The organism is Fibrobacter sp. (assembly GCA_012523595.1).
Lineage (GTDB): Bacteria > Fibrobacterota > Chitinivibrionia > Chitinivibrionales > Chitinispirillaceae > JAAYIG01.
This window is the reverse complement of record JAAYIG010000105.1, coordinates 17,782-31,555: the sequence shown is the minus strand read 5'-3', so window position 1 is coordinate 31,555 and position 13,774 is coordinate 17,782. Positions and strand designations below refer to the sequence as shown.

Annotated in this window: 12 protein-coding genes; 7 read left to right on the top strand and 5 right to left on the bottom strand. The window is 44.3% G+C overall.

Going from position 1 to position 13,774, the window contains the following annotated elements:
• Positions 1–216 precede the first annotated feature (216 nt).
• From GX089_06785 to rseP, 4 genes are read left to right on the top strand one after another with little or no spacing between them, the layout of a single operon-like run.
• Positions 217–945 carry an isoprenyl transferase gene (locus GX089_06785; protein ID NLP02182.1) on the top strand — a complete coding sequence of 243 codons (729 nt, stop codon included), beginning with the start codon at positions 217–219 and terminating at the stop codon, positions 943–945.
• Complete coding sequence (locus GX089_06780; protein NLP02181.1) at positions 942–1,835, top strand: phosphatidate cytidylyltransferase; 894 nt, start codon at positions 942–944, stop codon at positions 1,833–1,835. Before GX089_06785 ends, GX089_06780 begins: the two co-directional genes overlap by 4 nt.
• A 2-nt stretch (positions 1,836–1,837) precedes the next feature.
• Positions 1,838–2,998 carry a 1-deoxy-D-xylulose-5-phosphate reductoisomerase gene (locus GX089_06775; protein NLP02180.1) on the top strand — a complete coding sequence of 387 codons (1,161 nt, stop codon included), beginning with the start codon at positions 1,838–1,840 and terminating at the stop codon, positions 2,996–2,998.
• Positions 2,995–4,329, top strand: a complete 1,335-nt coding sequence (gene rseP / locus GX089_06770; GenBank protein ID NLP02179.1) for an RIP metalloprotease RseP — start codon at positions 2,995–2,997, stop codon at positions 4,327–4,329. The genes GX089_06775 and rseP overlap by 4 nt, the downstream gene beginning before the upstream one ends.
• A gap of 37 nt (positions 4,330–4,366) precedes the next feature.
• Here rseP and GX089_06765 read toward each other — a convergent pair whose 3' ends face one another.
• From GX089_06765 to GX089_06755, 3 genes are read right to left on the bottom strand one after another with little or no spacing between them, the layout of a single operon-like run.
• Positions 4,367–4,609: a PLDc_N domain-containing protein gene (locus tag GX089_06765; GenBank protein ID NLP02178.1), complete on the bottom strand. Its 243-nt coding sequence runs from the start codon at positions 4,607–4,609 to the stop codon at positions 4,367–4,369.
• A gap of 12 nt (positions 4,610–4,621) precedes the next feature.
• Entirely contained in the window at positions 4,622–5,143 is a 522-nt protein-coding gene (locus GX089_06760) for a hypothetical protein (GenBank protein NLP02177.1), read from the bottom strand.
• The gene (locus GX089_06755) at positions 5,140–5,577 is read right to left on the bottom strand and encodes an OsmC family peroxiredoxin (protein ID NLP02176.1); all 438 of its coding nucleotides are present in this window, start codon (positions 5,575–5,577) and stop codon (positions 5,140–5,142) included. Before GX089_06755 ends, GX089_06760 begins: the two co-directional genes overlap by 4 nt.
• 706 nt (positions 5,578–6,283) lie before the next feature.
• On the opposite strand from GX089_06755, the gene GX089_06750 reads away from it, so the two are divergent.
• Both GX089_06750 and GX089_06745 read left to right on the top strand, forming a co-directional pair.
• Positions 6,284–8,761, top strand: coding sequence for a hypothetical protein (locus tag GX089_06750; protein NLP02175.1), 2,478 nt, complete (start codon positions 6,284–6,286; stop codon positions 8,759–8,761).
• A 7-nt stretch (positions 8,762–8,768) separates the two neighbouring features.
• Positions 8,769–10,550, top strand: coding sequence for a hypothetical protein (locus GX089_06745; protein NLP02174.1), 1,782 nt, complete (start codon positions 8,769–8,771; stop codon positions 10,548–10,550).
• Between the two features lie 19 nt (positions 10,551–10,569).
• On the opposite strand, the gene GX089_06740 is transcribed toward GX089_06745, so the two are convergent.
• Complete coding sequence (locus GX089_06740; GenBank protein ID NLP02173.1) at positions 10,570–11,013, bottom strand: ATP-binding protein; 444 nt, start codon at positions 11,011–11,013, stop codon at positions 10,570–10,572.
• 155 nt (positions 11,014–11,168) lie between these two features.
• Here GX089_06740 and GX089_06735 point away from each other — a divergent pair, with 155 nt between their 5' ends.
• Complete coding sequence (locus GX089_06735) at positions 11,169–11,267, top strand: 30S ribosomal protein THX (GenBank protein ID NLP02172.1); 99 nt, start codon at positions 11,169–11,171, stop codon at positions 11,265–11,267.
• Between the two features lie 130 nt (positions 11,268–11,397).
• Here GX089_06735 and GX089_06730 read toward each other — a convergent pair whose 3' ends face one another.
• Positions 11,398–13,728, bottom strand: a complete 2,331-nt coding sequence (locus tag GX089_06730; GenBank protein ID NLP02171.1) for a YfhO family protein — start codon at positions 13,726–13,728, stop codon at positions 11,398–11,400.
• Between the last annotated feature and the right edge of the window lie 46 nt (positions 13,729–13,774).

The following is a 13,774-nucleotide window of genomic DNA, read 5'->3' as shown; positions in this document are numbered from 1 at the left end:
TTCTGATACAGGCCCTAAATATCCGCTTCATTTCTTCTATTTCCCGCAGAAAGTATATTTAACAAGATTTCTACAGTTTAACATAGGGAGCAGAAACCTCTTGTCGGGAGTCAGTTTTTTTATGAACTACGAATCCTCTCTATGCAGGCTGGTGAAAGGGCATTTAAACATTAATCGACCTCATATCGAAAGTTTAGTTGCTAATAGTCCCGTTAAATGGCGGGAAATTTACTCATAATGATTATTCCCACACATATTGGAATTATAATGGATGGAAATGGGAGGTGGGCGCGGCAGCGTGGGCTTCCCAGGTCCGCAGGTCATCGTGCCGGTACCGATGCTACCAGGGAGGTAGTCAGAGCTTGCGGAGAGCTGGGTGTCTCATATCTGACCACCTATGTGTTCTCTGCGGAAAACTGGGGACGGCCCAGTTCAGAGGTATCTATGCTGATGGATCTTCTGGTAGAGATGACCAAAAAAGAGATAGCGAGTCTGAATGCAAATAATGTGCGGTTAAGGGCAATCGGTGATCTATCACGGGTTCCCCCCAAAACCCGTCAGGTGCTCCTTAATGGTATCGAGGAGACCAGAAATAATACCGGGCTGAATTTAAACCTGGCCATAAGCTATGGAGGACGTTCTGAAATAGTAAATGCCGCACGAGAATTTGCCAGGAAGGCTGCAGAAGACCCCTCTTTGATTGACCTTCTCGATGAGGCATCGTTCCGTGAGTATCTCTTTACAAAAGACATCCCCGATCCTGAGCTGATAATACGGACTGGGGGGGATAAGAGAATCTCCAATTTTTTGCTCTGGCAAGCGGCCTATTCTGAGCTTTACATCACTGATGTGTTGTGGCCGGATTTTAATAAAGACTGTCTGATAGAAGCCATTGAGGATTTTTCCAGACGGGACCGCAGATTTGGGAAGGTGAAGGAGTCATGAGATTCTCAGATCTGGGTAAACGTCTTTTATTTGTGTTGTGGGCGGCTCCTCTGGGGTGGTGGGTTATAAACTCTAACATATCGATTATACCCAGGAGCGTAGCTGTAGTATACCCTGCTCAGGCTGCTGTAGTTGTTCTTGTATTAATGGCTTGCTTTGAATACATCCGGATGCTCCGCATATTTTATCCCCGCAACGCGTTCTGGTTTGGGTATATCTGGCTGGTCTCTTATTTTGTTCTTTACTTTGACAAAGAGAATATTGTTCCCTCAGACCTGAGTATCTACACTCTTCTGATTCTTGTAGCGCTTGAGGCTTTTATCTGGGGAAAGAGAAACCAGAGAAAACGTTGGGTCAGGGCCAGTCTGTTTTTCAGCGGAATAGCCTTTCTCTACATTGCAGGGACATCTCTTTTGAGCCTGTACAGGGAGCCTTTCCAGTCTATTTTTCCACCCAGGTTTGAGGCCCAAATGCTTTCGCAGTTAGGAGTAGTTACAGTAATAGCTTCGATTTTCATGTGTGATTCTGCAGCCTACATTTTTGGTTCCTTATGGGGAAAGACCCACTTCAGCAGTATCAGTCCAAAGAAGACAGTGGAGGGGAGTATAGCTGGTCTCCTTGCGGCTATATTAGTGAGTGGGGCAGGCTGGTGGTATTTTGCCAATCCTTTATATCCACGCTGGCTGGGGATAGTGCTTGGAATTTTTATCGGGGTTTTTGCACAGGTGGGGGATCTTCTGGTCTCACTTATGAAGAGATATTTCCGGGTGAAGGATGCATCTGATATGATTCCCGGTCACGGCGGAATTCTTGACAGATTTGATTCGGTTTTTTTTACTGCACCGGTTCTTTCACTCTTTTCCTACACGGTAAGCAGGTTTTTCGGATAAAAATGGAGATTTCACAATCAAGAATATTGCTTTTAGGCTCCACTGGCTCAATCGGGACTTCCGCTCTTAATTGTATAAGAAGGTTCGGGGATAGATTCAGGGTAAGCGGGCTTGCAGCCGGAAGGAATGTAGACAAATTTATCTCTCAGATACGCGAATTCAATCCACAGATGGTATTTATCGGCGATCCTTCCGGAGCAGATAAGATAAGGAACGAGTTTGGCGGGAAGTTGAGAGTATGTGGCAGTCTTGAGGAACTGGTCAGGGAAAATGAGTGTGAAATAGTGCTTAACGCCCTGGTGGGTGCGGTGGGATTCAGACCTACGGTGATAGCGCTTGAACTCGGCAGAAGAGTGGCTCTGGCCAATAAGGAGAGTCTGGTAATCGGTGGAGATTACATAAGAAGTCTGCTTGAACAGGGAAAGGGCGAATTGGTACCTGTTGACAGTGAGCACAGCGCGATTCTTCAATGCATGCACGGAGTAAAAGATTCCACAGTTGAATCAATTATTCTTACCGCATCGGGTGGACCTTTTCGTAATCTGCCTGCCGGGAGTTTCGATTCTATCACTCCGGCTCAGGCGTTGAGTCATCCGACCTGGTCAATGGGTCCTAAAATTACTATCGATTCATCGACACTTATGAACAAGGGTTTTGAGGTAATAGAAGCGCATCATCTCTTTTCTCTTCCATATTCACGATTACGGGTCTGGATTCATCCACAGTCGATTATTCATTCCCTTGTGGAGTTTCATGATGGGGCGATAATGGCGCAGTTGGGACTTCCCGATATGGAGCTTCCGATTCAGTTTGCACTTAGTTTTCCGGAGAGGCTTCCGATGGGAGGGAAGCGTTTATCACTTCCAGAGATTGGGCGGCTGGAATTCTCTGATCCTGATCTCAATCGTTTCCCCTGCTTGCGTCTTTGTATTGAGGCCGGAAAGGCCGGGGGGACGGCACCTGCAGTGGTGAATGCGGCTAATGAGGTCGCAGTTGCGGCTTTCCTGGATGGAAAAATCTCCTTTAATCAGATTTCCGAGATAGTGGCATATTCATTGCAAACCTGTAAGCCTGAACCTGCTGACTCCTGCGAGGAGATTGAGGAAGCAGACAGGAGGGTTCGCGAAAGTATATTAAAACAATTCTTAAAAGGCAAACGATGACAGTTATACTATCGATAATTCTGGGTTTACTTGTATTAGGTATTCTTGTTTTCATTCATGAACTTGGTCATTTTCTGGTGGCGAAGAGGTGTGGGTTCAATGTCCTGGCATTTTCTCTGGGATTTGGTAACCCTGTTTTTAAGAAGACCTACAAGGGGACTGAATACCGGATCGGTTCGATTCCATTTGGTGGATATGTGAAGATGGCGGGTGAGAATCCGGAGGAGCCGCGAAAAGGTGATCCTGATGAATTCACATCAAAACCGGTTTATCAGCGTGCATTGGTGGCAATAGCCGGACCTGCAGCAAATTTTATCTCGGCGATTTTCATGTTGTGGATAGTTTTCATGTGGGGTGTTGATAAGCCGCTCTATTATGAGCGTCCTGTTATCGGTGCTGTAAAAGACAGTTCAGTTGCTGAGAGTGCTGGGCTTTTGGCTGGAGACAGTATCATTTCTATTAATAAAAAGAGTGTGAGTTCCTGGGAAGAGATTGAAAGTTTCTTTGCCCAGCAGGAACAGGAATACACAATTGTTTACAGCAGGGATGGTGAGCAGAAAACAGCAATGCTCAGGATGGAAAACAGTGACGGGTCGATTCCTGAGAATCCCACAGGGGGAGTACTCCCGGCGCTTCCGGCAATTGTTGCAGAAGTAAACAGTGGGTCATCTGCTGATGAGGCAGGGATGAGGGCAGGAGACACTGTCCTTTTCATCGATGGGCAGAAGATCTATTCCTGGTTTCAGTTGATGGATATTATATCAGAGAACAAAGAGGGCAATCCACTTCTCTTTGAAGTGAAAAGGGGTGAGGAAACAGTCTCGATGCAGATTACGCCCAGATTTGACAAGCAGACCGGACGCAATCTGATCGGAGTAAGAGTAAGTGAGGGTGAGGTCAGAAAAGTAAGGTATGCTCCCGGGGCAGCTTTCCAAAAGGGATTGGAAAAGAGTTGGGAGTATACCACAATGATATTTGATGTAATCGGGAAAATGGCATCCCGGAAAGTTTCTGCGAATAATCTCAGCGGCCCTCTGGGGATAATTCCTGTTTCCGGTTTTCTTGCACTTCAGGGGATCTCTCAGATACTTAATTTCATGGCACTGATAGGGATAAATCTCGCAGTACTCAATCTGCTTCCACTGGTAATTACCGATGGTGGTTTACTTTTGTTCCTGCTGATTGAAGCGATCCGCAGAAAACCTTTACAGGTGAAAACACAGATGGTTATCAACAAAGTTGCCATTGCATTTTTTCTGCTGCTTTTCCTGTTTGTCACCATAAATGATGTAAAGCGGATACCGGATTATTTACGCTTATTCGGCAGGTAGTGTCAGACTGGGCAATCCGATTCAGCTCTGAAAAAGATCAGGCAACCTTCCCGGGCTCCTCAGGACTTTTCCTGCCGAAAAGGAAATAGGAAACAGGTCCTGCAAAATCGATAAAAGAGATCAGTACCCACTTAAGCTTCCTGCCTTTTATTCCGGAAGAGGGCCTTCTTGCAATGTCGATAAGAGCGCTGGCAAGGAGAATGATCTGCAGTGCAGCTAAAAAGATTATTCCTTTTTTCTGTACAGGACTGAACTCATTCCAGTGCATTTTCCTCTTCATCAGGATCTCCTTTCAATTAGTGGGCACCAGAATAAAAAGAAGAGCAAGTGCGATTATCTGCACAATCCATCCCAGGATGCAGACCATAACTGCTCTCACAGTACTAGTATAATCTAATGCCTGGCGTACGGCTACAACCATAGCAATAAGTGACCAGACAGCTGAGACAGCGAAGGCGATGGCACCCAGGACAGGGATCAAACCCAGAATTCTGATTACTCCCGGGGAGCTTGAGAAGCCGATTGTGCGGAGCAGTTGTCCCAGATCTGCCTGGGTTTGAGCTTCAGGCAGGAGTTTTGTTCCGATAAAAAAAGTCAGAAATGACCAGATGAACCAACTTATCAGTGCGGTGAGAGTTCCGATTACAATTCCTGATGGGCCGCGCTCAGGGATTGTTCCGATTCCGGCGGCGATACTGGATATAAGGATAACGGTCATTGCCGGCAGTAGTGCATCAGTATTGGATTCGACCTCCTCATATAGAGAGGAATCGAGTTTTGCTGCTCTTATCATCTGGTTAAAGATCTGTATCATTGCTGGATCTCGTCTGTTAAAGATGCTTCGAGGGAGATTGGAACTGACAGGGCTTTTGAGACCGGGCATGTGTCTTTAGCTTTCAGGGCTTGTTGCATAAAGAGCTCTTTTGAGATTCCGGGCACAACGGCTTCTGTGTAAAGTTCGATATTTGTGATGGTGAACCCTTCGGTTTGTTTTTCTATATGCACTTTTGAGCGGGAGTGGATCTTTTTAGCGGTAAACCCGCTCTGAGCCAGCAGATGGGCGAATTGCATTGAGAAACATCCTGCATGAGCTGCCCCTATCAGCTCCTCGGGATTGGTTCCAGGTTCATCCTGGAATCGCATTGCTGCGTTATATGGGCTGCTGAAGAGGCCGCTTTTTACTTTTATGGTTCCATGTCCTCCCATCAGGGTTCCTTCCCAAAAAGATTCTCCGGTTCTTACAGGCATTGGTTACCTCCAGGATTGGGTTTATGAGATGATAGTGATCATGTATCAACATGTGTGCCATTTTGGTATCATTGTGGAAGTTTGAGAGTTACTGAAAGCGGGGGGAGATCCAGTATTCAAATGAATTCTCCCTGTAAAAAAACCTGATTTTGATGTTTTTGCAGTGTTGTTTTATCCTTTTCTCTTTATCAGTTTGAAAAAAGTGCTGTCTTCACTGCTGGCCTTTTCCTTCTGATATAGAAATGCAAGGTGATTTTCTTCGAATTTATCGAACCATTGATCCCAACTGACCTCCTGAAGCACATCTTCTCCACTGCCTCCGGGGAAATCTATTCTTAGAATTCCAGGATCATTCTGATTTCCGGTGCCTCTGACCCGGGCTGGATGACCTCCATGCTGTTCGACCCAGTTTTAATTTCTTTATGATCTGTGGTAATTTTCGATACGGTTTTAGCCATAATATCACCTCCTTGTGTTAAAGGGCAATTCTTGTTCCAGCTAATAGCTGTCTATGATTTGGTTTTAGGAAAGATTATGAGTGATTTCAAAAATTGAAAAGAATTGAATAAGCAGAAGATATTTTAATCTAAATTTTTCGCCGTCTTTTACTATTGAGACATGCTGAGGTTTACGATGGAATAAGGTAGAGTCATTGTATTATTAAACTGTTGTGCGTCTTTGTGCTACTAAGTGGGGTGGGGGTGTTATGAAACTATACAAAAATAAAACATCAGTGTTGGTTGTCTGGGCGGTATTGTTCTATTGCTTCCCAGTATTAGCCGTTAAATTAAACGGTGTAGTGGTAAATGGGGAAGATTCCAGGGTTCCGGTGGTCAATGCTTTGGTGTCTGTGGGGCATTCCTCTGTGAAGACCACTACAGATTCGGAAGGAAAGTTTTCCCTTGAGGTTTCAGAGTTGGCTGCCGGTACTCTGATAAATTCTGTAGGGATGATGAGGATTCGTTTTCTGGGGAATCAGAGGCTTTTTGATTTCAGTCAAGCTGAGGCAGTGGAGCGCTTTTCGATTTTCAGGCTTGATGGATCGGTTGTTTTCAGGGCTGATCTTGGAGCAGGAAAAAGGATAGTCCGGATTCCTGCCATTTCCAAAGGTCTTTACCTTGTAAGGTTTACATCTGGTCAAAGGCAGATTACAAAAACCTGGATCATGTCCGGGAGCAACAGTACGTTTGAGTGTATTATGCCCGAAGCAATTGCCAGAAGGAGCGCTGCGGTTGGTAATGTAAAACTTCTGTTAAGACACGATGAGTATTATCCTCTGGATTTTGAAACTTACGGTACGACTGAAGGCTTACTGATAGGGATGCGTCCTGACCCAAGGGCATACGTTTTTGATCCGATGCAGGTGCATTCTTACTATTTTACGCTCAGTAAGGAAGATTCTCTTAAAATGGAGAGAGAGGCACGCAGGGAAAACTATGTCCGTGCAGAGATGCAGTTTAATGGTAAATCCTATGGAACAGTAGGATTCCGGTACAAGGGGTCATTTTACTCATTGCCCAATTGTTTCGATCTTCAGGGGAACCGGGAGGATAAACCTGTGTGTAAAAAAATCTCCTTTAAGGTGAAATTCAATAAATTTGTGGACACCACCCGTTTCTATCTCATGAAGGAACTAAATCTGCACTCGATGTCTGCGGATGACAGTAAAATGCATGATATGCTCTCCTATGAGATGTTCCGGAAAATGGGTATTTACAGTCCCCGGACAGCATACGTGAAGGTTTACATAAATAATGTTTTCCAGGGACTCTTTGTGGCTGTGGAGTCTATTGACGGCAGGTTTACAAAATCAAGATGGCCGGAATACGGTGACGGGAATCTTTATAAAGAAGCCTGGCCGAAAACCAGTAACATCAATCACTATTTACTCCAACTGAAAACCAACAACGATTATGGTGAAACCCCTGATGCTACCGGGATGGTCTCTTTTTATAATGCAATCAATAGTTCTACTCAACAGAATTTTGTCCAAAATGTCTCTCCTTTTATAGATCTTGATTACTGGGTGAACTATATTGTAGTTGACAGAGCTATTAATAACTGGGATGGGATAATGGCCTGGTATGGCAGTAGTACTTCTGACGCAAGTAACCATAATTACTTCTTATATGAGGAGGAGAATCCCGGAGGTAAATGCTGGATAATCCCCTGGGATCTTGACAATACATTCTGGAAAAATGATCCATTTATAGAAGATGCTGATATTCCGAACTGGAACGAAGTTCCTGAGAGCTGTGGTCCGATGAAGGTTTGGGGTACAACAAATGTTATTCCTCCAGGTTGTGATAAATTGACCTCTCTGATTGCTGCCACTCAGTGGAATAAATTTGTAAAAGCAGGGGAAGATTTTCTTGCGACATGGTTCCGGTCTGATTCCTTGCAGGATAAGATTGACAAGTATCAGCAGGTTATATCAGATGTGGTGGAAATAGATCCCGTAGTGGAGAAGAAAACCTGGGAGGCTGAGGTTGAGTCGTTGAGAAAGGATGTAGTGACATTATGCAAGAAATTCGATGATTATATCCATGGGCGCAAAGAGGTGATGGATACATCGGATTATTCGGTTCCATTTGTTGGTAATGGTTACTTAGTAACGGATCGTACCAATAACTTTGAGTTTACTCCAGTATCTACGGTCAAATTTGCCTATGCCTATGCTTCAGAAGGAACGATCACAAAATTAACTCATAATACTGAAAATCCCCTGTGGGGAACAGCCGATTTACTTTTTAATTTTGAATATGCTAAAATAGAGGATAATGAAAGGTATTCAGAGTGGTCCGGGATGGGAGTCTTGTTTGATGAAATGGCTGATCTGAGTGAATTGAAGGAGATTCGTGTCAATATGAAATCCGATGCTATGAGATACATGCGTGTGTATCTTGCCAGTCCGGTTTATGCAGACAGTGGTGCAGATACAGAATACGGCTGGACGGATTTCTATGTTGGAACGAACAACAAGATATATGTTTTCGAAATGTCGGATATCTCTTATCCCTCCTGGGGTGATCCATCAAATCCTGATATTCTTGAAGAGGTGAAAAGATCAGTTACGGGATTGGTATTTACACCGAGTGCAATGTTTGATGCTGCTGGTGAGCTTTCTGTAGTACCTGATAAAGGTTATCTTGCGATAGACAACATTAAATTTGTTTTTGAGTGAGGGGGCCATGAGAAAGAACAGATTTAAAGATCTTTTTGTTGGTGCAGCAATATCTTTATTGGCTGTAGTCTCTATTTCATCTGCTCAGATTGTCATTTCAGAGATACATTATCATCCTCTGGAGGAGGGCACTGTAGATGGAGATGAGTTTGAGTTTATTGAGTTGACAAATGTAGGTGATTCGACTGTTTCCCTTACCGGGTATGCGTTTAATACAGGCATAACTTATACATTTCCATCAAAAGCAGAGCTTGGTCCCGGTGAGTTTCTGGTTTTGGCCTATAATGCCGAGTACTTTGAGCAGCGGTATGGGTTTGCTCCTTTTGGAGTCTTTACAGGCCATCTCTCCAACAGTGGAGAGAAAATAGTGCTTATGAACACAACTTCCAAAACGGAGATTTTTTCTGTGAAATATGAAACAGATAGTCCCTGGCCGGAAGCCGCGGATGGAGCCGGTTTTTCACTTGTAATGGCTTCCAGTGATGGATCCGGTGATCCAAATGATGCTTCATGGTGGAGAGTATCAACTGCGATTGGCGGATCACCAGGTGAAGATGATCCTGCTCAGAATTATGATGCAATGAAAATAAGGGTCAATGAGATACTCGCAAATCCTGGTTCGAATCAGAAAGATGCCATTGAGCTTTATAACACTCATTCTAAAGCTGTGGATATAAGCGGGTGGTATTTGACAGATAAAAAAAGCGAACCGAAGAAGTTTAAAATTCCTGACGGAACGGTGATGGAGCCTAAGTCCTATATAGTGTTTGATGCTGATGATTTCAACCCTGATGATCTTGGGTTTGCGCTCAGTGCCCACGGTGAAGGAGTATATCTTTTTCCAGTGGATAAGAAAGGTGAATTGACAGGCCAAAGTCATGGTTTTGAGTTCGGAGAGACATCAAAAGGCGTTTCAGTCGGAAGAGTAGAAGTTTCCTCCGGAGAGGAGTTTTTTGTTAATCTTGAGGATGTGACTCTGGGGTCAAAAAATTCTGCCCCCTGGATCGGTCCGCTGGTAATATCAGAAATCAATTATAATGCTGAAGGCGGAGCTGATTATGTCGAACTGATTAACATATCAGATTTAGAACTGACATTGTATGATCCTGAAAAGCCTCTTAACACCTGGACAATCGGGGGGCTCTCCTTTTCTTTTCCACAGAGTGTTGTATTGGATCCTGGTGAGGTTGTGCTTGTTATCTCTGATTCTGTGAGTATCAATGATTTCAGGATGACCTACAATGTTCCTTCTTCTGTAAAAGTATTCCGTTATGCAGGTAATCTGTCTAAGAATGGTGAAGAGCTCCGGGTTGAGATGCCCAGTGATCCGTATGTTGACGGGACTGAAACAATCGTTCCTTATTATCTTATCGATCTGGTAGCATACGGTACAAAAGCTCCCTGGCCGCAGGTTGCGCCAGGAAAATCAATTGTAAGGATCAATCTACGGTCGTTTGGCTGTGAGCCTGAAAACTGGAGAGAAGCAGAACCATCGCCAGGTAACGCTAGTTTATCTGTAGATAAGGGACGTATTTCCCGTCAGAAAATCCTCTCCGGAATAGATTTCAATTTCAGGAGCTCAGAAATCAGATTCTCATCTCCATCATCCGGGCCTGCTCAGATTCAGGCGTTTGATTTGAATGGGAAATGTCTCTTCAGGAAAACAGTTTCAGCAAAAGCTGGAAATAACTGCTTTAAGGCGGATCTTCCCTCTCAAAGCAGCGGCACGCGCATTATTCAGGTCCGGAAGGGTGAGCAGATTGTTACCGGCAAATTTCTGATGCCTTGAATTATCAGACAAACAGGGGTTATCTGATGAACTCCTCGACTACAAATAATCCCTGTTTGTTTAAAGTTACCCTGTAAAGTTCATCAAAACCCTCCTTCAGTGAGGGTTCGACAAGCTTGTTTCTGGTGGCCCTGATTCCCTTTTCCGGTATAATCTCTTTCCCTTTTCTCAATGAGTTTCTGAAAAGAGCCTCCTCCAGAGTCGAATCGAAAAAATATCCTGTCACTTTAAAGTGAGCAGCTTTAGCTCTGCTAATATACCTCTGACGATCCTGAATTGTGGGATTAGTATTATCGACTACAAAACGCATCGCAGTGTCGAAACATGTCTGAAGGAATTTTTCTTCCCTGTTACGCGTGCGGAACAGATCAAGGCTCACTCTCAGGTGGGTATTAAAGAATATCTCCTTGAAAAAGGTGGTTTTTCCTGAACCTTGTATTCCAATAAATATTACCGCCTGCATGCATCGAATTGAATCACAAATAATGCCAGAAACAGGTAACAAATTAGAGATCATCCAGTAAGAATAGAACAGCCGGATTGTGTATCAGGCCTGAAAAGATTTATTTTATACCTTGTTAAAAGTTTTTAAAACAGTATTGTTTCAGGAGGACGAAAATGGGTAAAGGTGACAAAAGGTCAAAACGCGGCAAAATTTTCAAGAATTCTTTTGGAAAGAAACGCCCGCGCAAAGCCAAACCCGAAGTTAAAGGCTGATTCGCGGATTACGAAAACCATAGAAAATACTGAAGGTTAGCTGATGGGTATCCTTTAAGGGTTGCCCATTTTTTGTTTGCGCATTAAGCAGATGAACAGAGGGCGCGATCAGGGAGATCTGGTTTGTTTGTTATTTTACCATGCCTACCCATGGTTGTTTCAGTCGTGCAGGTAAATGTATTCTGTTCCAGAATAGAATCAAGGTAGAAAGCATCAGAAGCATTATAACCGAAACTACCATCCCGACTTTGAAAAAATCCGATTCAAAGCGCATCACTACCCTGTGAGTTCCTTTTTCTATGGGGACAGCCCTGAAGGCAAGATTTGCTGCGTAAAGCCTGCTTTTTTTTCCGTCAACTGTGACCTTCCAGGATGGGTAATAGATTTCCCCTGCAGAAAGGAATGTGTTACCCTGAGCATTGACTTCCAGTTCTATAATATTTGCGGTTTCGCGTAAAAGCTTTACATTGGACACAGATCCGTTTATAGTATCGGTTTCAATCTCCGGCAACTCTTCAAGAACTATGTCCCTGCCCGGAGTGAATGACGCGGAGTTGAGGTATGCCAGTGCCGAATCATGGTTTTCGACAACCTTTACAAAAGGAGAGCAGTAAAACCGAGGCATGGTTTTGAGTTCATAGAAGGCAGGGTGTTCGGGGACTTTCTTATATTTCACATTAAGAAGTTCCTGGCTGACAGTATCGTTTACATAATTCAGAAGATCGCTGTATCTTTTGAGCATGAACTGGTTGTATCCCTCTGTCAGGGGGAGTTCATAGACATTTCCAAGGTTACGTGGAAGGATCATCTGGCCTTTGCCCGGTCCACGATAGAGCCTGCTTTGAACCCGGAACGATTCCTCTCTGAGTTTTTCTTTAAGTGGCCGGCTGATGTCGTTTTTGTAGAACTGCTCGAAAGTCACTTTTGAACCTGCAAACGAACCTCCGAACGCGTAAAGTTCTATAAAGGTGAAAGCAACTATTGCCATTCCCCAGGCAGACTTGTTTTTCCTGAACAGAATGGCCCATATAAGCACAACGCTTACTGCTATTGACAAGAGGGCAAAACCCGACGCGTTAATTGAGTTTTTCAGAACCGTTTCATGCTGGAAGTATTCCGAGGTTCTGAATGCGCCTGCCAGAAAGAGAATAAGTCCGAATGCTGTGACTCCACCGATTACAGCTACTGTCCTGAAGTAGTTTCTGTTGACCTTTGGATCAGTGGAATTCTTGAGTATCAAATCCAGGCCGGTTCCTGCAAGAAAAACAACCATGTAAGAGAACCAGGAGATAAAGCGCCCCGGGAGTCTGAAATTACTGAAACCTGGAACATAGTTGAATACAAGATACCAGAGAGGTGTGTTGTTGCCGAGTGAGAGAATAAGTGTCAGTGAAGCGGCTATGAGCAGGAAAATTACTACGGGGTTTTTCCTTGTTTCAAAAATCGCCCTCACTGCCAGGAAAAGTGTGGTTATACCCACAAACGCATTTGTTTCCCAGAACAGAAATGACTGTGGGAATCCCCAGTAAAAAGACTGTCCCATCGAGCTTCCACTCACAGATCCGAAAAACTGAGGAGCAATAAACGTAAGGAGGTTGCGCAAGGGGATTGATCCCAGAGAGGCCTGCTCAAAGTCAAGTGCCTGGCGCACACTCTGTTGCATCAGTTCTACCGAAGGCAGGTATTGGACCGCGGCGAGTCCCAGTCCGATTGCCATAACAAGGGCATAGTAAGAGGCGTATAGCAGCCTTGCGGTCCATGATGATCTCCAGTTTCTTACGATAGCCAATGCTGTCCATCCGGCCAGAATCCAGGCGAAGTGGAGGTTTGATTGGGGATAACCACCGAAGGTTGAAATCCCGAAGAACAGCCCGGAGATCAAGCAGTACCGGAGATTGCCGGTTTTAAAAGATTTATCAAGAAAAAGGAGTGTCAACGGGAACCAGGAGATTACATAAATGTAGATAAAATGGATAACATGAAGAGAGACGTACCCTGTGAACATGAGTGCCACTGCAGTGAACAGGGCAGAGACACGCCTGAAACCAAAATGTAGAGAAAGCAGATAGACTCCGATTCCCAGCCAGAGGATATGGATCACTATAAAGGATGAAAGAAGCAGTGTATGTGAACTTGTAAACAGGGAGAGGAAAAGGAGTATCCAGTAGGGAGGGTAAAGTATGTTTGCCTGCACATCGGCAAAAAAAGGCATTCCGCTGAAGACATAGGGTGTCCAGAAAGGAAAGAGTCCCTTTTTGATGCTATGTAAAGTAAACATCAGGTTGGGGTATGCCTGCTCAACCACATCTTCCCATAGCGCTGCGTTTCCGATCAGGAATTTTCCGTAAAAGAACAGGAAAAAGATGATGAGGGAGAGAGAGAGGTATTTTCCGTATTCTACTTTTTTACCGGGTTCTGTTTTTTGTTCCGGTGCTGCAACTGGTTTCTTTTTTTTTGCCATTTTGAAGAGTCAGGTTTTTTATCTGAATTATCTGATGTCCTGGGTG